Consider the following 21008-nt stretch of genomic DNA (forward strand, 5'->3'; position numbering starts at 1 on the left):
TGATGGTTGTTGCTGCGGGTCTTTAAATTGGGCTTAGTGTGCGAAACACACATTTGTGATTACACACGTGTAACCCACCATCGGTCAAGCCGAATAGAGAATTTGCCCCAATACTTTTCATTGCCCCTGAAGCCCCTCCCCCCGCGTTGGGGATTAAGTTCAGGTTGAAGGATGGTGCCTGAACCCTAAACCTGCCACCTGAACTCAACCACATTCACCACATGCCTCTCACCAGCAACTTTGGCGATACTCCGGCAATTCTAATCAGATATTGCCGACAAAAGTCTGACACGCCGAAGGCTGCAGACTAGACATCCGTCGAAAAACGTACTCCGTGATCGGGGATCCGGACGCCCGGCCACACACGGATACCGTTGATCAATTCACAGCGCGCACCAACGACGGCACCCTCGCCGATAATGGCATCACTGATGACCGTCCGCGGGCCAATATCGGCGCCATCGGCAATCACAGAGCGCTCAATCACAGCACCGGCACCGATGCGTGCGCCGTCGAAGATCACCGATTGATCAATCCGAGCTCCCGCACCAATCTCCGCCCCACGGCCGACGACAGAGCCACCGTAGAGAAGAGCGCCGCCACCGACCGACGCAGATTCGTCGACAAGCGCTTCGCCGTGCTTACCCTCTAGAAGTGGTGACGGCGCGATACCGCGGACCAAATCGGAGGAGCCGCGGACGAAGTCACCCGGAGTCCCCATGTCACGCCAGTAGGCGTAATCAACGTGACCGTAGACGTTCATACCGCGGTCGAGCAGCGCTGGGAAGATTTCACGCTCAACGCTAATAGGACGACCAGCCGGAATCGATTCGATAATCTCGCGGCGGAACACGTAGATACCGGCATTAATCTGATCGGTTGGCGGATCCTGGGTCTTCTCCAGAAACTCCAGGACGCGCCCATCCTCATCGGTCGGAACACAGCCGAACGCGCGTGGATCCGGCACACGTACGAGGTGCATCGTGACGTCCGCGTCCTTCTCCGCGTGAGTACCCAACACCGCGCGCAAGTCGGTGCCGCCGAGGACATCGCCGTTGAAAATCATCGCGGTGTCATAGCGCAGCTTGTCGAGGACGTTTCGGATACCGCCACCGGTCCCCAGCGGCTCAGCCTCAAAGACATATTCAATTTCGAGACCCAAATCCGAACCGTCGCCGAAGTGTTCTTCAAATACTTCAGCACGGTAGGAGGTGCCCAATATCACGTGCTTCATACCTGCTGCACGAATGCGGCCAAGCAGATGCTCCAGGAATGGATGTCCTGCCGTGGGCAGCATCGGCTTCGGCGTATTCACAGTAAGGGGACGCAAACGCGTACCTTGCCCGCCGACCAGAATGACAGCGTCAGTCTGTTCAGCCAACGTGGCTCCCGCCTGCTGTGCAGCATCCGCTCCCGGCTGGAAAGCGGAGCCATGCCCAGCACTCGGACGAACTTCGGTAGTCATGAAATCGGTAACTTTCTTCGATGGATCATTCCAACAGTCAATTAATTCCTACGCTTTTTGACCGCGATTATGACTTTGCCACGCAGGAATAGCCCCAAACGCAATGCCAGTCGCACAGGTGCCAGCGCCGGCCCCGGCAGGCGATCTGACATAAAGCGGTAGGCCGACTCGTGATGGGCCTTTACGGTAATTTCTGGGTGCTTACTGGCAGAATGCCCCTGCGCGTGACGAATCTCTGCACGAGGACAGAAAATATTCCTCCAACCAGCCTTGCCCAGTCGGTCGCCCAAATCCACGTCCTCCATGTACATGAAGTAGCGGGTATCAAAGCCATCAATCTGGTCGAACGCATCCCATCGCAGCAGCAGGCATGCGCCCGACAACCAGCCGGCCGGTCGCTCGCGATCCATATCCGCGTCATCCCGGTAGCGCCGTGAGAAAGGGTTAGTAGGCCAGATATCGGCGAGCAGCGCGTGTCCGATACCACTGACAAGCTCAGGAACCGCGCGTGCCGACGGGTACACGCTGCCATCCGCCTCGCGAATCAGCGGACCAATCGCTCCGGCTTTGGGATTGCGCTGCGCGCATTCCAACAGAACATCGATTGCGCCAGGGGCAAACACCACGTCAGGGTTGACCAGCATGACGTAATCAGGATTAATCTCACCGGCACGGCGAGCCCGTCCCAGCTCCGCAATGCCACGGTTGGCGGCCGCGCCATAGCCAATGTTGCCGCCGGTGCGCAGAAGCTGAACATCAGCTCCGGTCTCCTTGGCCCGAGCTTCTTCCTTCTCCACGGAACCATCCGTCGAGCCGTTGTCGGCCATGATCAGACGCGTGGAGGCACTGGCGGCGGGGCCCAGCGAATCCACCAGCTTGCTCAGGTGCTCACCGGGCGAAAAGGTCACGGTGACCACACCGAGCGGAAGCTGTGAGGATTGCGGGGAATTCGAGGTTGCATTCACAAACCTAGACCCTAGGTCAGGACTGCACGCAAAGTGTCCTGCCACTCCGGAAGCGAATGTAGACCTACCTCACTCCATGCGGAACCATCCAACACGGACCAGGCCGGACGCAGGGCCGGACGAGGGAACTCACTGCTGGTACACGCCACCACACGCTGTGGATCGTGACCGGTGAGCCGAAACACTTCGCGAGCCACCTCGAACCATGTTGACTCACCGCTGCCCGTGACATGGAAGGTGCCGGTCGGTGCGCTGCTCGGTTTGGACAACACGCGATCGGACAACTCCCAGATAGCTCCGGCGAGGTCACCAACAAAGGTGGGGTTGCCGTGCTGATCGTCAACGACCTTAATAATTGCCGGATTGCCCTTGTCATCAGTCGCCGTCTCCGCCAGACGCATCATCGTGGAGACGAAGTCCTTGGCCTCTGGCTGTGTGGGCCCCGACCAGACCCACGCCGTACGCAAAATAGCGGAACGCGCGCCCGAATCACGCACATTGTTCTCCCCCACTAACTTGGTACGTCCGTACATAGTCTGAGGCGCGGTGAAATCATCAACTCGCAGCGCTCGGCGCTGCCCCGTCATCTCATCGATTGCTACATCACCGAAGACATAGTCGGTGGAGATATGAATGAGATACGCGTCTTCCTTTTTCGCCCGAGCCGCCAAGTACTTCGGTCCGAGTGCATTGATTAGATGTGCCGAACCGGGATCGGATTCTGCACCATCGACATCGGTCGCCGCTGCCGCGTTAATGATGATGTCGACGTCGTCAAGCAGAGGCGATGTCTCCACAGCATCCGAATCAGTGATATCCAACTGTGCCCGAGTGAGAGGGCGCACCTCAACATCGGCGGCGAAAGAATCACGCTGAAGCGCAGTACCCAGCTGTCCAGCCGCACCAGTTATGACAATAATGGGACGCCGCGAGTTGCTGTGGGTTGGTCCATGAGTGGCGAAATGCGAGACTGATATTTCAGACATATTCTTCTTTATCACTATCGTAGATACGATTGACACTGTGTTGAGGTGTAACCGGATACGGATTGACACTGTGTTGAGGTGCAACCGCACACGGTTGGACGGCTAAGGTTTATGTAGTTTCCGCAGCTGCTTACTGCCCTCCACGATGTGTGGAATGCCCACGCAGACATGCAGCACAAATTATATTTTCGAAAACGGTTTAAGAGGAGCCCCGGTTTGAGCAGCCACACGCCACGCGCGCGTCACGCACGCGATATTCAAGCGCCACCGTCCTCTGCAGAGAGTACCGCCCAAGCTTGGCCGCCGATGCTGCGCAATGCGCTTGTACTGCTCTCGGCCATTATCCTGGTTATTTCCGCAGTTGGCTGGTGGACACTCGGTAGGACCACCGACAACTTGGGTTCGGGTGGCGACTTCGGCCTGGGCAGTGAGAAGGACGGTGCAACCGATATTCTGCTCGTCGGCTCAGACTCCCGCACCGATGCCCAGGGCAACCCGCTGACTCCGGAAGAAATTGAGCTTCTGCGTGCCGGCGACGAAGAAGCCACGAATACAGACACGATTATTGTGATTCGTGTTCCTGCCGATGGCTCTTCCGCGACGGCGATTTCCATTCCGCGCGATACCTATGTCCACACCAATCGCCTAGGCAACACAAAGATTAATGGTGTCTACGGCAATACAAAGCAGATGGTGGAAGAGGAACTCGCAGGAAGCGGGGCTTCGCCGGATGAGATTGAGCGTCGCTCGACTGAGGCCGGACGTAGAGCTCTGATTGAAACCATTAGCGACCTCAGCGGTATCACCGTTGACCACTACGCAGAAGTTGGCCTGCTCGGCTTTGTCCTGCTCACCGATGCCATCGGTGGTGTCGATGTATGTCTGAATGAGGCTGTTTACGACGAGTTCTCTGGTGCGGACTTCCCGGCGGGCTCACAGACGTTGATGGGTGCCGACGCGCTGTCATTCGTCCGCCAGCGCCACGGTCTGCCCCGCGGTGACCTCGACCGAATTACTCGCCAGCAGGTCTTCATGGCCTCGTTCACCAATAAGCTGCTCGGCGCTGGCACACTGTCCAATCCCGCGAAGCTGTCTGAACTGGGCAACGCTGTCCAGCGCTCGGTGGTGCTCGACGACAACTGGGATGTCACCGGATTTGCTACCCAGATGCAGGGCCTCAGTGGTGGCAACGTGAAGTTTGAAACGATCCCGGTGACCTCGATTGACGGTGTCGGCGACTATGGCGAGTCGGTGGTCACAATCGATAAGGGCCAAGTCCACCAGTACTTCGAGACCCTGCTGGGCACCAAGGAAGAAGAAGCTCCGACGAAGGAAGAAGACGATAAGAAGGCTGACCCCAACGCGGCTGAAACTACAGTCAGCGTTTACAACGCCACAGGCATTGAAGGTTTGGCCAGCGGCGTCTCAGGTTTCTTAACGGAAAAGGGCTACACCCAGGGAGAGGTCGGCAACGCTGAGTTCGCCGGCGTTGCCTCCAGCCAGATCAATGCGGCTGACCCAGAGGATCCGGCAGCTCAGGCCATTTCTGAAGCACTCGGTGGCGTACCGATTGTCCACGATCCATACCTCGATCCGCACCACATCTCAGTGACGATTGCCGGTGACTACGACGGCCCAGGATTGACATCAGAGGGAATGGACACTGATTCGGGCGAGAGTGCCGAACCCGCACCTGACGTCGAAGATGGTTCCAATGGCGACATCATCGGCCAAGAGGGCGGCGAAATTCCGCAGGAAGATCGCCCCGCTATCGACGCCGCTGGCGTGACCTGCGTGAACTAGGTCCGTCTCTTCGGGGAGACCTCAGCGACATGTTCGATGAGGTTATATTCCTCAATTGCGGCTAAGGAGTCCTTGGCCTCCTGTTCGTCCAGCACGTTCATGATGAACCCGTTCTGGACGAACACCCAATCACCTACCACCAGCTCAGGCACGTACATTGCCGAGCATTGCCGCTTCTGCCCCGCCATATCCACCATCGCCATCGGCAGTGGACCATCGGCGATTGCCAAAACCTTGGCAGGAATTCCAAGACACATCGTGTTACTTCGTCCTCTCCACTACGGTCGGGGCATCCGCCGAACTACGGCTATCCGTTGTCATATTGTCCGCAGGTGCACCGGCATGTTCCTGCATCTTGAATGTCATCACTCCCGCAGGTGCCGAGCTACACGGTAAGCACGGATCAGCGGCCCAGATGGACTTCTCGACCCCCGCAGTCTCCCCGCCACCGCACATCTGCGCGGTGAGCATACGCGTCAGCCAGAGTTCATTCTGCGCAGTTGGCGTCATAATCTGACAATCCGTGATGATGCCGTCAGCCCCTGCCGTATAGCGATGTACTAACAGCCCACGCGGACCGTCAATAATCCCGACACCACTGCGATGCCCTTCAAAGTCAGCGTTCTCAATCGCTGTCGCGGCATTCGGATCGCACACATGCTCGCCGAGCAGTTCCCCGTCGGCAAGCACCCGCCTCGCCCAAGCCGCGGTGTCGGCGAGGAGCTGGCGTTGGGCGTCGCGTGGGCTCACCCCACGCTTATCGACGACAACCTGCCTGGAGACCGGCCCCACCCGGTAGAAATCGGCCCGCTGACCTTCACAGCCATGTTTGCCCAGCTGCTTCGAGGCATCAAACACCGGTCTGGGAGCGGCATCGCCCGGACGGGATTCACGAACACGTGTGGGCCAATCAGCAGCCGGGAAAATCTCCGCCGCGGTATCGGTGTCATGCCGCGCGACTGCCAGGTAATTTCCCAGCGGCGCAAGCTCACCGTCGGCATCGACAACTGCCACATCGAGGCCGTCAAAAGTATCTGTCCAAGCATCAGGAGCATCGGGAGTGGGAAGAAGCTCCACTTCCTTGATTACCGCCGTCTCAGCCAGTACCTCCAGAGCAGTTTCTGCCTCAGAAACCAGCGTCTTATCCACTGTCGCGCGCACACCGCCGGGGACGGCGACATCCGGGAAGTGCGACGGTGCCCCCGCTGCACGCATCAGAGCTTTTCCGGCACGCTTCATTGCCCGCGCCCCCTCGCGGTCGACGGCTACAAATTTGGTCGCTAGATTATCCAAGGTCGACCCGGCCGCCAGCAGCTCTCGAATCAACTGTGCGGTTCGAGGAATGTCGGAGATCCCGTAGAGGTCCTCTACCGCCCGCACGCCTGCAAGATGATGCACAACCGGGCACAGGCCACACAGCCTCTTGGTGATATCTGGTACAGCCAGCGCCTGCTTGCCCACGAGCATCCCGTCGATACGCGGTAGCCCTGAAAGGTCGAAGGCCACCTGTGTGATGGCGCCGTTGTCATCGCGATAGACATCCAGTCGTGCCTCGAATGGGTCAACAAGCTCATCGAGCTGGATGTGCTGGGTAACCGGAACGGATTTGGATGACATGGTCCGCCTGCGCCTCCTTTGCGCTGAGTGCTTCGCCATAATGGTATCTGTGCATGAGCTTGGATTGTTGACCAGCGTGGTGGAAAAGATTGCCGAGGTCTGCCCGGGGCGCACCGTGACAAAGGTGTCAATGCGTGTGGGCGACCGCTCCGGAGTCGTCTACGATTCCCTCATCGCCGCGTGGCCCGTGGCCAGTGCCGCGACGCAGTGTGAGGGCGCCGAGTTAGACGCCGAGCTCATTGTGTCGACGGTCTACTGTCCCACCTGCGAGGCCGAGCATGAAATCGATGAATTCTATGCTCTAACCTGCCCCGTCTGCGGCACTCCAACTGCGGATCTACGGCACGGTCGCGAGTTTGAAATCTCCAGTATTGAGGTCAACGCTGAGGGCGAGAGTTAGACGCCGCTGTCGTGCTCGTCGGCAAGCCAGCTGTCGATGAGCTCGCGCGCAACCTCAGTCGCTTCCTCAATGCCGACAAGTGCCGTGTCACTGAGCCCCACCACCATGTCAGCCGACTCGTAGACCACTCCCACCACACCGACGCGCGCAGGCTCCTGCCCCAACAGGCGCGCCGCGGTGAGCAAATCCAACAAGCCGACCTGGTGCGCGGACAGCTTTGCCGCCAATAGTCGAGGAATCTGGTCACCGACGAGCTTAACGACGGTACCGGGATCCCCCGGACCAGCGAGAGCATCGAGCAACAATAAGTTCTTGGCCTCCTGCACGATGGGCAGCAACTCCATACCGCAGGTGCCGCCATCGATGTAGGCAACCGCACCCGTCCATTCGTCCCCTCGCCCGGCGATGTTCGCAGGATCATCGAGATTAGAGGGCGACCAGACCAAATGCGCAGAATCTCCGGCCTGAGTTGCCTGCCTCATGCCTGCAGATTCCAGTTCCGGGGCGAGGCGCCTCAGCAGTTCGAGACCAATGCCGTCGTCGCCCATGACGGGGTTGCCGATGCCAAGAACCGTCACCAACGGGGTTCCAGTATCGGCGCCGGTGACTGCGTCGGACGCCTTATCGTTACCCAATGATCTCCTATCCAATGCGTGGAGAGTCAACCGGTTGCGTGCCGCGCGGTAGCCAGACAGAGCCACCAATCATCGAGGACAGACCACCGTGATTGTGCACCGCATCGGAGCGGATGACCAGGTAAACGTGAATGACGGCGAAGAGCCAAATCAGGTACATGATGATTGTGTGAATCAGGCGGAAGTAACCGATGCCAATCCAGTGCGTGGGCATAGCCAACAGCTGGAAGAACCAGTTGGACTGATCCATCATCGCGTATAGCGACAAACCTGTGAGCATCTGGATGAAACACATCGCGTAAATGCCGGTGTACGCCAGCTGCTGCAGCGGATTGTGCGCGAAGTAAAACGGCCCTTCCTTGCGCAGGAAGAGGTAGTACTGCATCGTGTGCCAGAGGTCTTTAACATCCTGCTTGTTATAAATCGGCCATAGCGCACGCCATCGTGTTTGTCGGTCGTGGGTGACAAACAACAGAATGACACGCCACAATCCCACCGCAATCCATAGGAATCCGGCTAAAAAGTGCGCGAAACGGACATATCCCATCGCGAATCCCGCCGCCGAACCGTCATAAGTACGCTCGGTCAAATAGGGCTGCATGATGTACCAGCCGGTAAAGGTCATCACCAACATCAGCGCCAGGTTCAACCAATGTTGAACGCGCAGCGCCCATCCCCACAGGTGAACCTCGACCCACGAACCGGAACCCTTCTTGTTCTCCGCAATGGCCTCGTCGAGTTTCCGCAGCCCCATTGCCACGAATCCTTCGAAGATGAACTCTCCGATGATATTTCCGTCTTTGTCAATGGGCGCGAGAGCGACCCCCATGCTGCGATGACCGCGGCCATGGTGCATGTTCGCGTTACGACGAAGTAGAACACCTTCCTCGCGGGACATCGTGGATGCCTCTACGACTGAGTCCAGTTCACCACGCATGATTGCCACATCGACCGTTTGATCGGCGATATTGAGACCGTGCACCTTAGCGATGGAGTAACGGCGATCCGGTGTTGCCGGATCGTACGAATCCGGGGTCAATTTCATCAGTGGCGTGCCGTCGAGGTGGAAAAGATCGTCACGACGACGACGCAAGCTGACCTTCAGCGCAAGGTCGACAGGATCGCGGGACTCGTCCGGGACAATTGCTGCGGCCTGAATGACCTCAGATGGCGACAACCAGTGGCTGGTGTGTGCGTCAATAACCGCAATAACCAGGGGGTTGCCCTTGGAATCCTTTAGTCGCAGTTCCGGATTTTCACTCACTGAGGGGGTCATGCCGTCGTCACCTTAAACATCTCCTGACCAGACGGATCCAAAACATGGACTGCGCAGGCCATACATGGGTCGAAGGAATGAATCGTGCGAAGTGGCTCAAGCGGCTGCTCAGGATCGACCAGCGGATGCGTGCCATCGCCAGCCAGCGCGTGCTCGTACGGGCCAAGCTGCCCCTTGGGGTCACGGCCACCGGCCAGCCACGTGGTAGGAACCACGGCTTGGTAGTTGGTCACCTTGCCATTTTCGATTTTGACCCAGTGGCTGAGCATGCCACGAGCGACCTCGAGAAAGCCCACGCCCTGGCACTTTTCCGGCCACGAGGACGGCTCCCAACGGCTGTTGTCGAAGACATCAATATCGCCGTTCTTCAAGGCCTCAACGAACTCTGGGAAAATGTGATCTGCCAAGTAATTGGCGGTAGTCACAGATTCCACGGCACGAGCGTAGGTGCGTCCCGCAGTGGAGTTCATCTGCTCAATGCGTAGGTCGAGCTTGTCCATAACCTCGTCGACCAGGCGCACCGTCTCCGACTCCTTCTGCAGGTACGCCAACAGCACACGTGCAACCGGGCCGACTTGAACAGCGCGACCGTCGTAACGCGGCGCTTTCGACCAGGTGTACTTTTCATTGTCGGACAGCCACTCGTACGGCGGTTTCGGTCCGGTGTAGTTCACTGTGGTTTCACCGTCGTACGGCTTGAGGCCGACATCGTCGCCTGCTTCCTGCGTGTACCAGGCGGAGTTAATGAATTCCTCGATCTTCTCCGGCTGGAATGGGTGGAGCTTGGTGTAATCACCGTCGAGAATGACACCGGGCTTGATGTTTGGATGCACGGTCTGGACACGGGACTTAGCCGGGTCGCCGGAGTAAGTGGCACCGGCCATGCCGACCGCCAGGAAGCTGTCGGAGGAGCGACCGATGTCGAAGTAATCCTTGTAAACGCTCATAATGGCGACTGCATCTGGGTAGAAGCAGTCATTGACGAACTCCACGATCTCATCGATCCAGGACTTGATCTGGTCAATGCCGACTTGGTTGACCGTCTCCGAGCGTTCCGGGTCTATGGAGCACGCCATACCTCCGACCAGGAAGTTCGGGTGGGGATTCTTACCGCCAAATACGGTGTTAATGCGGATGATAGAGCGCTGGAAAGCCAAGGCGTCGAGGTAGTGCGACACTGCCATCAGGTTGGCCTCGGGCGGCAAGCGGTAGTCCTCATGCCCCCAGTAGCCGCCGGTGAAGATGGACAGCTGGCCGGAGTCCACAATGCCCTGCACGGTGTCCTTGACTCGGGCGAAGGTTTCTTCGTTATTGCCCTTCCACGTCGAGCCGATCGACTGCGCGAACTCAACGGTCTTCTTCGGATCTGCCTCGAGAGCCTTCGTGACATCAATCCAGTCCAACCCGTGAAGATGGTAGAAGTGCACGACGTGGTCGTGAATCTCCTGCGAGCCAATCACCAGGTCGCGAATACGACGTGCCTGCGGGGGCGGTGTCGAGCCAATGGCATCTTCGACCGCAGCAATAGATGCCACCGAGTGGGTACCCGTGCACACACCACAGATACGACCAACGAACGCCCAGACATCGCGAGGATCGCGGTTTTTCACAATGGTTTCGATGCCGCGGAACTGAGTGGTCTCACTCCACGCGGTTTTAATCTGGGCTCCCTCGCGTTCCAGCTCAATGCGAAGGTGTCCCTCGATTCGGGTAATCGGGTCAATTACAACTTTTTCCGTAGCCATGTCCTATGCCCTTAGTTGTCCTTCGAATCGGATGCTGTCTCACTCTGCGTGCCCGGTGAGTTTGAAGGAAGGTCGACCATCGGAGGCTTCCGGCCTTCCACACCACCAAACGCAGCCAACACCTTTTCTTCGCCGTTGGAGCGCCTTATCTTCAGTTCCTTCACCAATGTAAGTCCGCCATGGACCGCGGTACCCGCAGCAGTAGCAGCCAGCAGTCCAACGCCGACCTTGTTCACACTGGACTCCACCCCAATACCCGGGATACCCGGCAGCTTGTCATAGAACGGAGTGAACTGGTCGAAGAAGTCCTTCTCAGTACAGCCAATACATGGGTGACCAGCACCAATTGGCCAGCCAGACTTAAGGTTCCACTGCACGATTGGGCATGGGCTAAACGTGGATGGCCCCTTACAGCCGACCTCGTAAAGGCACCAGCCGTTGCGTGCACCCTCGTCATCGAAGGTTTTCACGAACTGACCGGCATCATAATGTGCGCGGCGCGGACAGGAGTCGTGAATACGCTGGTCGTAGGCAAACTTTGGCCGCCCCTCAGCGTCAACCTCCGGAGTCTTGCCATAAGTGAGCACGTACGTCAGAGTGGCGGTAATAACCTCACCAATCGGCGGACAACCAGAGACATTAATCACCGGCTTGTCCTTGATAATCTCATCGACGCCCTTAGCGCCGGTCGGATTCGGCTTAGCGGCCTGAACAGAACCCCAGACAGCACAGGCACCAACGGCCAGGATTGCCGTGGCCTTCTCAGCAGCCTCGAGCAGCACTTGTTCTGCCGACTTACCGCCGATGGTGCAATACGCACCGTGCTCGCCGGTCGGGATCGAGCCATTGACCACCAGAATGTGGTCCTCGGCATTCATGTCATCCAAAGCCTTTTCGGCCGCGTGCCCGGACGGCGCCATGAGCAGCTCGTTATAGTCCATCGAAACTAAGTTCAGCACCACGTCTTCAGCAGTAGTGCCTCCGGAACGCAATACGGATTCCATACATCCGGTGCACTCCTGCAATTGCAACCAAGCCACCTTCGGCTTCTTTACAGCTGAGAGCTTGTCTGCGATTTCCTCCGCCGAGGGAGTCAGCGACTGCGCCGCGGCCTCACCGACATTCGGAGTTCCCGCGGCAAAAATTGCCGCCATGGTGCCACAAAACTTCATGAAACTGCGCCGTGAGACACCAGCTCTAGCGAGGTTGTCGCCGAGGGTGCCTTCCTGCCAATTCGCGCCACTAATCATTTTTTCGCTGCGCCTTCTGCTTAGTTATTAGGAATATTGGTTTCGAGGTTTTACAACTACCCAGGCCCATTGCCTATACATGGCCAAGTATAGCGACCTAAGAACAACCTGAATAATGGCGCTGCGCTGCGGTTATAACAAAATAATATGCAAGATAACTGTTGCGTAAATATAGCTCCAGGTACAGGGAATGAACGTGAAAAACCGCCGCAGATTACAGCGGGATATCACCTATCCCCCACTAAGGTGGAGCGAAACGAGGGGGTGGCGGGACCGTCGTCAAGCATGCCGTAATGCCCCCCCCATTGCTTCACGACGCCCCCCCCCCGGCGCGCGCTTAATCAACCAGCGCAGGGTTGACCCAACGGAGCCATTCGTCGATGCCCTCCCCGGTCTTAGCGGAGACCTCAATCACCTTCACCCCTGGATTGACCTTTTCCAGGTTGGCGCGGAAGAGCTCCATGTCGAAGTCAAGGTACGGGGCAAGATCCATCTTGTTGATAACCACTACCTGCACAGAGCGGAACATCACCGGATACTTGACCGGCTTATCCTCACCTTCAGTAATGGAGTAGACCATTGCCTTGCGAGTCTCACCGACCTCAAACTCAGCCGGACAGACGAGGTTTCCCACATTTTCAATCATGACCAGGTCAAGCGTGTCCAGATTCAGCCCCTCGAGCGCGCGGGAGACCATGGGAGCATCCAAGTGGCATTCGCCACCGAATCCGTTGCCCGTGTTCAGCAGCGAAATCTGTGCCCCGTAGCCCTCCAGACGATCGGCATCGAGGGCCGTCTCAATATCGCCCTCGATAATGCCGACGCGCAGTTTGCCCTGCGCAGCCACCAGTGTCTTCTCCAACAGCGCGGTCTTACCCGAACCCGGGGAGCTCATCAGGTTGATGGCCTCAACACCATGTTCGGCAAGCAACTCGCGATTGTGCTCCGCGCGATGGTCGTTCTCGCTGAAGATGTCCTCGAGGATGGTCACGCGTTCCACACCAGTTTCATAACCCGAGTGGTCGCCGTGGCTGGTGTCATTGGGGTCGGCGAGATGAACGTGGTCATGGCCGTGGTGGTGGTCATGGTCATGATGATGGTGGTGGTGTGCGTCATCGCCGTCGTGCCGGTGGAAACGTCCCATGATTAAACCGTCTTTCCTACTTGTGCGCGTCGACGTCGATGTCGACGATTGTGAACTCTTCCCCCGAGATTACGCGTCCGGGCTTTCCGCACGTGGGGCACAGCAGTCCGTCGAGTGGCCCGACCTGTTCGCGATGGCCGTGCGCGCATTCGACAACGGCAGGTACCCAGTCAATCTCCAATTTCGCGTGCCCCAAACCGGTATCGCGACTGACGAAATCCCACGCGTATGAAAGGGTTTCTGGAACAACCTGACGCAGAGCGCCTATCCGCAGGTGCACAGTGCGTACATTCCGCCCCTCGGCTGCCCTCGTGACAACCTTCGCCAACTGCATGCTCAACGCTACTTCGTGCACAATCTCCAAAGTAGCAGTGCGAACGGACCCGAGTCGCTTACGTAAAGTTGAACGCATGGAAAAGGCAGGCACGACCGGGGCGGGGATGGGCACGGGCATTCAACGCATTCGCTGGCGTATCGAAGGAATCGTCCAGGGGGTCGGATTCCGCCCTTTTGTGGCCACCATCGCCCGGCGCGCGGGTCTCGTCGGCTTCTGCGGCAATGATGCGCAGGGCGTATTCATCGAGGTAGAAGGCACGTCGGACGCCCTCGCGGCCTTCCGCAGCCAGCTTTTCACCGAACTGCCGGCGCTTGCCCGCATCATCAATCACTCCGCCGAGCACATCGCTGCGCTGGGCCATGAGCGCGAGTTCACCATCGTGCCCTCTCGCCACAGCTACTCCGGCCGCGCGCTGCTTCCGCCCGACACCGCACTGTGCCCGGACTGCCGCCGTGAGTTTTTCGACCCTACCAACCCGCGCTACCTCTACCCTTTCATTTCCTGCACCAACTGCGGGCCTCGTCTGTCCATCATCACTGAACTGCCCTACGACCGCCCGCGCACCACTATGGCGGCCTTTCCGATGTGCACCCCGTGTGAGCGCGAATACACCGACCCCGCCGACCGCCGCTATCACGCCCAGCCAATCAGCTGCTTTGACTGCGGCCCGCGTCTGAGCTGGCACGATACAGGCGGCACCACCACCGCTACCTCCCGCGAGGAAGTTCTCGCACTCTTTCGTCGCGCACACGCGCTGCTTGACGACGGCGCCTTGCTCGCCGTCAAAGGTATTGGTGGTTTTCACCTGGTCTGTGATGCCGCCAACGACGCTGCCTGCGAGAAACTACGGATGCGCAAGCGTCGACCCGACAAACCGTTGGCGGTAATGGCTCCCACTGTTGACACCGCTGCCCAACTGGTTGAGTTAACTGAGCAGGAGAAGCGTTTCCTCGACTCCCCTGAGGCACCGATTGTGATTGCACCGAAGCAGCAGTCGGGGCCGCTTTCCGATCTCATCGCCCCTGGTCTCAACAGCTTCGGCATTATGCTTCCATACTCAGGCATTCACCTGTTGCTTTGCGATCGCCCGCTCGTGGTCACCAGCGGCAACCTCAGTGGCGAGCCCGTGTGCACCGACAATGCCGACGCGCTGAAGAAGCTCGGTCACATCGCCGACGCTTTCATCCTCCACGACCGCGAAATCCACGTACCCGTTGAAGATTCGGTTTTCATCGGCACCGCCCCATCGCGCCGGTCCCGTGGCTTCGCTCCCATCCCCATTTCAATCGCGGCCATCGATTCTCGTAGCCACACGGGCACTAGCACCGGCACTGGCCCTGGCACCAGCGCCCGTAGTACGTCGCAACCCACCATTTTCGCGACTGGCGGGGAGCTGAAGAACACTTTCGCGATCGCGCATGGGGACCTCGTTCACATCTCCGCACACATTGGTGACATGGGTTCGTGGGCTAGTCAGAAGACCTACCAGAGAGCAGTTGATCAGCTCCTTTCCATGCGTGACGCGACCCCGGATTTTGTCGTCTGCGACCTTCACCCGGGCTACGCCACTACCGCCTTCGCCGAACGCTTCGCTGCCGAGCACGACATCGAGCTGCTCTCGATTCAACACCACTTCGCCCACGCGCTCTCCCTACTCGCCGAACACCGCCTCCTTTCCCCCGGTGCCGGTCGCGCAGTCGTCGCTACCCTCGACGGCACTGGCTATGGCACAGATAGTTCCATCTGGGGCGGAGAAATCCTCACACTCAGTCGAGATTCCGCAGGCTGGGAACGCACCTGGCACTGCCCCTCTTTCCCATTGGTAGGCGGCGATCGTGCCGTCACGCATCCGTGGCGGCTAGCCCTCGGTCTCACTCACGCATGGGCGCTTGACGACGACCGTCTCTTGCGCAACCTCTCCAACGAACACGAAGTAGCGCTGGTTAAAAGCCAGCTGGCGACGGGAATCGGCACCGTGCAAACTTCGTCTCTAGGCCGCATATTCGATGCCGCCGCAGCTCTGCTGCTTCCTCGCTGGCGCGGTGGTGCGGCCATCAACTATGAGGCGCAAGCGGCCATGGAGTTGGAGGCAGTGGCGACTCGCTACGTGAGATCGCATGCGGAAGCGCTCGGAGCGGTCAGTTCGGGGACGAAGCCGGTGCCCCTCCAGGAGGTCATCCCGGAGGCGGTAGCATCGCCTGACGTTGAGCAGGCCGCATTTTTGTTTCACAGTGGGGTTGCGGGCGTCGTCGGCAAGCGATTGGTGCAGGCGGCGGAGGAAACTGGAACCGATGTTGTCGGTGTCAGCGGGGGTTGTGCGAATAATGCGCTGTTGATGGAGTTGCTGCGGCGCGAAGTTGCAGCTGAGGGCTTTACTCTGTTGCAGCATCAAATCGTGCCGCCGGGCGATGGCGGCTTGAGTCTTGGCCAGGCGGTGGCCGGTCGCCTGCTGGCGGCAACCGGCATGGATGTCTAGCAGATGCGCGGCAGCGGGTCGCCGACCAACATGTCCACCATGCGGGTGCCACCGAATCCGGTGACCAGCACCACGGAAGCGGCGGGATCGTCCTCGATGGAGCCGATATCACGAGCCTCGGAAGCCCCGGCTGCGTGGAGCGCACTGAGCGCTGCCTCGGATTGCTCAGCCGGGACAACGGCGACGAAGGTGCCTTCATTGGCGACGTAGAGCGGATCGATGCCGAGCATGTCACAGGCGCCACGGGTCATTTCACGGACTGCAATGGATTCGTCGTCAAGCACGACACCAAAACCGGTGCCACGGGCGAGCTCGTTGGCGACCGTGCCGAGGCCGCCGCGGGTGGCATCGCGCATCCAGCGAGTGCCGGGTGCAGCTTCAAGTAGCGCTTCGACCAGACCGTTGACTGCGCGGGTATCGGTCTCGATAGGCGCGGCCAGAGCCAAGTCGCCGCGGGCGAGCATGACGGCCATGCCGTGATCGGCGATTGGACCGGAGACGAGGATGCGGTCTCCGGCCTCGATGTTTGCGTAGACAGATCCTTCCGTAGCGGCACCTGCGTAGTCGCCGCGGACCACGCCCACCCCGGCCGTGGTGATGTAGACCTGGTCACCTGCGCCCTTCGGCACAACCTTGGTGTCGCCGGCGACGATGCTCACCCCTGCGGCATCGGCAGCGGTGCGCATACTCGCCACGATGCGACGGAGAGTCGCGATCTCCAGCCCCTCTTCCAGGATGAACGATGCGGTCAGCGCCAGCGGCCTGGCTCCGGCTACCGCCAGATCGTTGATCGTGCCGTTGACGGCCAAATCGCCGATGTTGCCGCCCGGGAACTCGATGGGATTGACCACGTAGGAGTCAGTGGACATTGCCAAACGCGCCCCGCCATGTGCAGAAGCTGTCGCAGCCTTGACGACGGCATCGGCAGCGAAGAGCCCGGAGTCGCCACCCTGCCCTAAAATTTCATTGCCATAGGCATCGAAAAAGACCTGTTCAACCAGAGCTGCGGATGCCTTTCCGCCGGAGCCGTGTTGCAGGGTGACGTAGTCGTCGAGAAGCCTGAACGGACGTGCCCGAACGCGACCAATATTGGTGTTTACCTTGGCTTCGTTGGTGTTCAGACGATTCTTCGGCTGCATGCTCACTATCCCTAACTTCACAGCTGCTGGCGGACAAAACTGCTTGCGTCACTCGTCCTTCGAAAACGAGGCTCGCTGCTCCTGATGGTAGTCTCGATAAGTATTGCAAACGAGGAGAAGCGTATGTGTCTTGGTGTCCCTGCAGTGATCACAGAAGTCCACGATGCGGCCCGCGCAACAGTGGAAATTGGTGGTGTCGCACGCATGATTTCCACCGATTTACTTATTGACGAGAACCTCACCGCCGGTGATTGGGTTCTCGTACATGTCGGTTTCGCCATGAGCAAGATCGACGAGGAAGAGGCCAGACTCTCGCTCCAGCAAATCAAACAGCTAGGTGGCGACGCTTACGAGGATGAGCTGGAATCCTTCTCATCGTCACAGATCAACTAAGGGGCTGGACGGCACCATGAAATACGTTGACGAATTCCGCGATCCCGCCGCTGCGAAGAAGCTGCTCGCACGCATTGAACGCGAGGCCACCAAGCTGGAAAAGCCCATCGCACTGATGGAAGTCTGTGGCGGGCACACGCACACCATTTACCGCTACGGCTTGGAAAACCTCCTACCGGAGAACATCGAGCTGATTCACGGACCCGGCTGCCCCGTCTGTGTCATCCCCATGGGGCGCGTCGACGATGCCATCTGGCTGGCACAGCAGGAAGACGTCATTTTCACGACCTTCGGCGACATGATGCGCGTGCCGGGGTCCGAAACGTCGCTGATGCAGGCACGTGCGCGCGGCGCCGATGTACGCTTTGTCTACTCGCCTCTCGACGCTCTGAAAATTGCCACCGACAACCCCGATAAGCAGGTCGTTTTCTTCGCCGTCGGATTCGAGACCACCGCCCCGTCGACTGCCGTGACCGTTGAGGCCGCACGCCGGCAGGGTGTGGAAAACTTCTCCGTGTTTTCCAACCACGTACTTATCGAGCCGCCGCTGCGCGCCATCGTCAACGGCGGCGAAACCAAGGTTGATGGGTTTATCGGCCCAGGCCACGTGGCCACCACCACCGGCACGGACGCTTTCGAGTTCCTGCCGCGCGAGTTCAATCTGCCGGTGGCGGTCACCGGTTTTGAGCCATTGGATGTACTCCAGGCCGTCGTCATGCTGCTAGATCAATTCGTCAGCGGCGACGTTGCTGCCGGTAAGTCGCGGGTGGACAACCAGTACGCGCGCGTTGTGCGCTCCTCCGGCAACACCACCGCGCAGAAACTTATGGACCGCGTCTTTTCCCTCCGCGACACCTTCGAGTGGCGCGGTCTCGGCTGGATTGAAAACTCCGGCCTCGGCATCTCTGAGGAATACGCAGCATTCGATGCCGAGCGCCGTTTCCAGGTGCCGGGGCGCCGGATCCCAGACCCTGTGACCTGCGAATGCGGATCTGTGCTCACCGGCCACATCAAGCCGTGGCAATGCGCGGTCTTCGGCACCGCCTGCACCCCGGCGACCCCCATCGGCACCTGCATGGTCTCCCCCGAAGGCGCTTGTGCGGCGTACTACAACTTCGGCCGCATCGACCGGAAAGTCACCGAGAACCTGGCGAAATCCCGCCGCTAGTTACTCCGTAATTCCCGCACGCGCGAGCGCTGCCACCGCCTGCTTTACGACGGGCGCGTCAATCATCTCGCCATCGAGCTGGAAGGCGCCAGTGTGCGTACCTGCGTGATCGACAATCTTCCGGGCGCGGGCGAGCGTTGCTTCCGACGGCTTATATGCCTTGCGCACCGGCGGCACCATCGCCGGGTGGATGCAGGCCGTAGCCAAGAAACCACAGCCCACGGCATCGAGAGCCTCTAGGTACTGGCCGCGCTCATCGCGAAAGTCAGTATGAACGGCATCAATGGCGGCAATACCCGCTGCAGCTGCATGCACCTGAACGAGTGCACGAGCCAATCGCTGCGGATCGCGGTAGTGGCGACGAGGGTTTTCATCCACACTCTGACGCGAGGACGCCCCACCGAGTTCGGCGGTCAGGTCTTCGGCACCCCAGAACAGCCCCACAACGTCCTGGTGCGTGGCAATCTGCTGGATATTAATCATGGCCTGCGGGGTTTCAATCATCGCGATGATCTTCAACCCTTCGAGCTCTGCGGGAATGGAGTCTCGAATCTTGGGCACCATGACGATGTCGTAGTCACATGTACGGGCAAAGGCGACATCCTCCGCGAAGGTCGGAGTCCCAGGACCGGTAATCCGAAGAATAGTCACCTCCGGGTCGAGCGGATTGTTGATGATGTTCGCACGTGCCTGCTCGTGATTGTCAACGGCAGCGCCGTCCTCCAGGTCAATAATGACCATGTCCGATCGTTCAGCAGCTTTCTGGAAACGTTCCGGACGGTCAGCCGGGGCGAAGAGTAGCGCCGGGCCAGAGGGAAGCCAAGGGAAGGTCTGTTCACCATCGAGGGAGCTAAAGCCTGTCATAGCTCCTAACCTAATTGAAAACTCGAATCACCTTCGCGCAGGCTCTCCCAGGAGACAACAAAACCCGCGTTGTGGGGTCCATAGAGTGGAAACCACAACGCGGGTTTACTGAGTTTTTAACCTATGCGATTAGTCGCGGTACAGCAGCAGCGCGTCGCCCTGGCCGCCGCCACCACACAGGGACACACCAGCGCGACCCGAACCGCGACGGTTCAGCTCCATTGCAGCGGTCAGAGTCAGGCGGGCACCGGAGCAGCCAATCGGGTGGCCGAGGGCAATCGCGCCACCGTGGATGTTGGTCTTTTCCAGCGGGTAGTCCAGCTCACGCAGGGACTTGACGGCCACCGCACCAAATGCCTCGTTGATCTCGATGAAGTCAAGCTCCTGCGCGTCCCACTCAGCGCGACGCAGAGCCTCCTTCAAAGAGTCCGCCGGCTGAGCGTGCAGGGAGTTATCCGGACCTGCGGTCTGGCCGGCCTTGCCCACAACTGCGAGGTAGTCCAGGCCGTGCTTCTCTGCGTAGGCACGCGATGCCAGCACAACTGCTGCGGCACCGTCGGAAATCGGCGAGGAGTTACCGGCAGTGATGGTGCCGTTTTCCTTCAGGAAGACCGGACGCAGCTTAGCCAGGGTCTCCACAGTGGTCTCCGGGCGAATGCCCTGGTCGGTGTCGACAACTACCGGGTCACCCTTGCGCTGCGGAATCTCGATTGGAGCGATTTCCTGCGCGAAAATGCCGTCTTCCTGCGCCTTGGCTGCACGCTGGTGAGAAGCGGCCGCAACTTCGTCCTGCTGCTCGCGGCTAATGCCGAGGTCGCTGTTCGGACCGTCGGTAAGCGTACCCATGGACACACCATCGAAGGAGTCGACTAGACCGTCGCGCTCCAAGGTGTCCTCCAGCTTCAGCGCACCGAAGGACTTGCCCTGACGAACACCGCGTGCAACGTGCGGAGCGTGCGTCATGGACTCCTGACCACCTGCAACAACAACGTCTGCATCACCGAGACGAATCAGGCGAGCGGCGTGAATGACAGCGTTTAGGCCTGAGAGGCAGACTTTGTTAACGATCTCAGCGGTCGTATTCCATGGCAGACCTGCCTTAATGGCGACCTGTCGGGCCGGGTTCTGGCCAGCGCCTGCGAGAATCACCTGGCCCAGAACGACGTGCTGAACCTCTTCCGGGGCAACGCCGGAACGCTGGACAGCGTGCTTGACAGCATGTGCGCCGAGTTCGACGGAAGTAAGCGGTGCCAGCTGGCCGAGCAGCTTGCCCTGCGGGGTGCGGGCACCGGCGAGGATAACGACATCATTCGGGCTGGGAGTTGGAAGGTTACTCATGGATGGA

Annotated in this window: 19 protein-coding genes; 5 read left to right on the forward strand and 14 right to left on the reverse strand. The window is 59.3% G+C overall.

Features of this window, described 5'->3' with window-relative positions; translation table 11 throughout:
- Positions 1–307 precede the first annotated feature (307 nt).
- Genes HMPREF2651_RS04095 through rfbD form a run of 3 tightly spaced genes read right to left on the reverse strand, consistent with a single transcriptional unit; the run spans position 308 to position 3416 of the window.
- Positions 308–1465: a mannose-1-phosphate guanylyltransferase gene (locus tag HMPREF2651_RS04095; protein WP_038627889.1), complete on the reverse strand. Its 1158-nt coding sequence runs from the start codon at positions 1463–1465 to the stop codon at positions 308–310.
- A 41-nt stretch (positions 1466–1506) separates the two neighbouring features.
- A complete protein-coding gene (locus HMPREF2651_RS04100; protein ID WP_049182273.1) occupies positions 1507–2430 on the reverse strand; it encodes a glycosyltransferase family 2 protein in 924 nt (307 codons plus the stop codon).
- A gap of 11 nt (positions 2431–2441) precedes the next feature.
- On the reverse strand, positions 2442–3416 hold the full coding sequence (gene rfbD, locus HMPREF2651_RS04105) for a dTDP-4-dehydrorhamnose reductase (protein ID WP_049182274.1): 975 nt from the start codon (positions 3414–3416) through the stop codon (positions 2442–2444).
- A 168-nt stretch (positions 3417–3584) separates the two neighbouring features.
- On the opposite strand from rfbD, the gene HMPREF2651_RS04110 reads away from it, so the two are divergent.
- Positions 3585–5219 carry an LCP family protein gene (locus tag HMPREF2651_RS04110; protein WP_371199666.1) on the forward strand — a complete coding sequence of 545 codons (1635 nt, stop codon included), beginning with the start codon at positions 3585–3587 and terminating at the stop codon, positions 5217–5219.
- Here HMPREF2651_RS04110 and HMPREF2651_RS04115 read toward each other — a convergent pair.
- Positions 5216–5476, reverse strand: a complete 261-nt coding sequence (locus tag HMPREF2651_RS04115) for a HypC/HybG/HupF family hydrogenase formation chaperone (protein WP_038627884.1) — start codon at positions 5474–5476, stop codon at positions 5216–5218. The two genes, HMPREF2651_RS04110 and HMPREF2651_RS04115, sit on opposite strands and share 4 nt — an antisense overlap.
- Positions 5477–5480: 4 nt before the next feature.
- The gene (locus HMPREF2651_RS04120) at positions 5481–6836 is read right to left on the reverse strand and encodes a nickel-dependent hydrogenase large subunit (RefSeq protein WP_049182275.1); all 1356 of its coding nucleotides are present in this window, start codon (positions 6834–6836) and stop codon (positions 5481–5483) included.
- Between the two features lie 40 nt (positions 6837–6876).
- On the opposite strand from HMPREF2651_RS04120, the gene HMPREF2651_RS04125 reads away from it, so the two are divergent.
- Positions 6877–7236, forward strand: a complete 360-nt coding sequence (locus HMPREF2651_RS04125) for a hydrogenase maturation nickel metallochaperone HypA/HybF (protein WP_187271236.1) — start codon at positions 6877–6879, stop codon at positions 7234–7236.
- On the opposite strand, the gene HMPREF2651_RS04130 is transcribed toward HMPREF2651_RS04125, so the two are convergent.
- From HMPREF2651_RS04130 to HMPREF2651_RS04155, 6 genes are all read right to left on the reverse strand, one after another.
- On the reverse strand, positions 7233–7817 hold the full coding sequence (locus HMPREF2651_RS04130) for a hydrogenase maturation protease (protein ID WP_049182354.1): 585 nt from the start codon (positions 7815–7817) through the stop codon (positions 7233–7235). The genes HMPREF2651_RS04125 and HMPREF2651_RS04130 overlap by 4 nt on opposite strands.
- A 61-nt stretch (positions 7818–7878) precedes the next feature.
- Entirely contained in the window at positions 7879–9147 is a 1269-nt protein-coding gene (cybH, locus tag HMPREF2651_RS04135; RefSeq protein ID WP_049182276.1) for a Ni/Fe-hydrogenase, b-type cytochrome subunit, read from the reverse strand.
- Positions 9144–10892: a nickel-dependent hydrogenase large subunit gene (locus tag HMPREF2651_RS04140; RefSeq protein ID WP_049182278.1), complete on the reverse strand. Its 1749-nt coding sequence runs from the start codon at positions 10890–10892 to the stop codon at positions 9144–9146. Before HMPREF2651_RS04140 ends, cybH begins: the two co-directional genes overlap by 4 nt.
- An 11-nt stretch (positions 10893–10903) precedes the next feature.
- The gene (locus HMPREF2651_RS04145) at positions 10904–12142 is read right to left on the reverse strand and encodes a hydrogenase small subunit (protein WP_038627876.1); all 1239 of its coding nucleotides are present in this window, start codon (positions 12140–12142) and stop codon (positions 10904–10906) included.
- 337 nt (positions 12143–12479) lie between these two features.
- The gene (hypB, locus tag HMPREF2651_RS04150; RefSeq protein ID WP_038627874.1) at positions 12480–13286 is read right to left on the reverse strand and encodes a hydrogenase nickel incorporation protein HypB; all 807 of its coding nucleotides are present in this window, start codon (positions 13284–13286) and stop codon (positions 12480–12482) included.
- A 16-nt stretch (positions 13287–13302) separates the two neighbouring features.
- Positions 13303–13620 carry a hydrogenase maturation nickel metallochaperone HypA gene (locus HMPREF2651_RS04155; protein WP_038627871.1) on the reverse strand — a complete coding sequence of 106 codons (318 nt, stop codon included), beginning with the start codon at positions 13618–13620 and terminating at the stop codon, positions 13303–13305.
- Positions 13621–13696: 76 nt separating this feature from the next.
- Here HMPREF2651_RS04155 and hypF point away from each other — a divergent pair, with 76 nt between their 5' ends.
- Complete coding sequence (gene hypF, locus HMPREF2651_RS04160; RefSeq protein ID WP_083303367.1) at positions 13697–16099, forward strand: carbamoyltransferase HypF; 2403 nt, start codon at positions 13697–13699, stop codon at positions 16097–16099.
- On the opposite strand, the gene hypE is transcribed toward hypF, so the two are convergent.
- A complete protein-coding gene (gene hypE, locus HMPREF2651_RS04165) occupies positions 16096–17238 on the reverse strand; it encodes a hydrogenase expression/formation protein HypE (RefSeq protein ID WP_049182282.1) in 1143 nt (380 codons plus the stop codon). The two genes, hypF and hypE, sit on opposite strands and share 4 nt — an antisense overlap.
- 123 nt (positions 17239–17361) lie before the next feature.
- Here hypE and HMPREF2651_RS04170 point away from each other — a divergent pair, with 123 nt between their 5' ends.
- Together HMPREF2651_RS04170 and hypD are read left to right on the forward strand one after the other, a co-directional pair.
- Positions 17362–17631, forward strand: a complete 270-nt coding sequence (locus tag HMPREF2651_RS04170) for a HypC/HybG/HupF family hydrogenase formation chaperone (protein ID WP_038629409.1) — start codon at positions 17362–17364, stop codon at positions 17629–17631.
- Positions 17632–17647: 16 nt separating this feature from the next.
- A complete protein-coding gene (hypD, locus tag HMPREF2651_RS04175) occupies positions 17648–18799 on the forward strand; it encodes a hydrogenase formation protein HypD (RefSeq protein WP_016422178.1) in 1152 nt (383 codons plus the stop codon).
- On the opposite strand, the gene HMPREF2651_RS04180 is transcribed toward hypD, so the two are convergent.
- Together HMPREF2651_RS04180 and HMPREF2651_RS04185 are read right to left on the reverse strand one after the other, a co-directional pair.
- On the reverse strand, positions 18800–19663 hold the full coding sequence (locus HMPREF2651_RS04180; RefSeq protein ID WP_038627866.1) for an HpcH/HpaI aldolase/citrate lyase family protein: 864 nt from the start codon (positions 19661–19663) through the stop codon (positions 18800–18802). It lies immediately after the preceding gene.
- 129 nt (positions 19664–19792) lie between these two features.
- Positions 19793–21001 (reverse strand): acetyl-CoA C-acetyltransferase, encoded by a 1209-nt coding sequence (locus HMPREF2651_RS04185; protein ID WP_049182283.1) that lies wholly within the window; start codon positions 20999–21001, stop codon positions 19793–19795.
- Positions 21002–21008: the final 7 nt, after the last annotated feature.

This window comes from Corynebacterium sp. HMSC063A05, assembly GCF_001809695.1.
Taxonomy (GTDB): Bacteria; Actinomycetota; Actinomycetes; order Mycobacteriales; family Mycobacteriaceae; genus Corynebacterium; species Corynebacterium amycolatum.

Bases quoted from the DNA above. Each gene is read 5' to 3' on its own strand.
- HMPREF2651_RS04095 (WP_038627889.1), bottom strand. From the start codon at position 1,465: ATGACTACCGAAGTTCGTCCGAGTGCTGGGCATGGCTCCGCTTTCCAG.
- rfbD (WP_049182274.1), bottom strand. From the start codon at position 3,416: ATGTCTGAAATATCAGTCTCGCATTTCGCCACTCATGGACCAACCCAC.
- HMPREF2651_RS04110 (WP_371199666.1), top strand. From the start codon at position 3,585: ATGCAGCACAAATTATATTTTCGAAAACGGTTTAAGAGGAGCCCCGGT.
- HMPREF2651_RS04115 (WP_038627884.1), bottom strand. From the start codon at position 5,476: ATGTGTCTTGGAATTCCTGCCAAGGTTTTGGCAATCGCCGATGGTCCA.
- HMPREF2651_RS04120 (WP_049182275.1), bottom strand. From the start codon at position 6,836: ATGTCATCCAAATCCGTTCCGGTTACCCAGCACATCCAGCTCGATGAG.
- HMPREF2651_RS04125 (WP_187271236.1), top strand. From the start codon at position 6,877: ATGGTATCTGTGCATGAGCTTGGATTGTTGACCAGCGTGGTGGAAAAG.
- cybH (WP_049182276.1), bottom strand. From the start codon at position 9,147: ATGACCCCCTCAGTGAGTGAAAATCCGGAACTGCGACTAAAGGATTCC.
- HMPREF2651_RS04140 (WP_049182278.1), bottom strand. From the start codon at position 10,892: ATGGCTACGGAAAAAGTTGTAATTGACCCGATTACCCGAATCGAGGGA.
- HMPREF2651_RS04145 (WP_038627876.1), bottom strand. From the start codon at position 12,142: ATGATTAGTGGCGCGAATTGGCAGGAAGGCACCCTCGGCGACAACCTC.
- hypB (WP_038627874.1), bottom strand. From the start codon at position 13,286: ATGGGACGTTTCCACCGGCACGACGGCGATGACGCACACCACCACCAT.
- HMPREF2651_RS04155 (WP_038627871.1), bottom strand. From the start codon at position 13,620: ATGCAGTTGGCGAAGGTTGTCACGAGGGCAGCCGAGGGGCGGAATGTA.
- hypF (WP_083303367.1), top strand. From the start codon at position 13,697: ATGGAAAAGGCAGGCACGACCGGGGCGGGGATGGGCACGGGCATTCAA.
- hypE (WP_049182282.1), bottom strand. From the start codon at position 17,238: ATGCAGCCGAAGAATCGTCTGAACACCAACGAAGCCAAGGTAAACACC.
- HMPREF2651_RS04170 (WP_038629409.1), top strand. From the start codon at position 17,362: ATGTGTCTTGGTGTCCCTGCAGTGATCACAGAAGTCCACGATGCGGCC.
- hypD (WP_016422178.1), top strand. From the start codon at position 17,648: ATGAAATACGTTGACGAATTCCGCGATCCCGCCGCTGCGAAGAAGCTG.
- HMPREF2651_RS04180 (WP_038627866.1), bottom strand. From the start codon at position 19,663: ATGACAGGCTTTAGCTCCCTCGATGGTGAACAGACCTTCCCTTGGCTT.
- HMPREF2651_RS04185 (WP_049182283.1), bottom strand. From the start codon at position 21,001: ATGAGTAACCTTCCAACTCCCAGCCCGAATGATGTCGTTATCCTCGCC.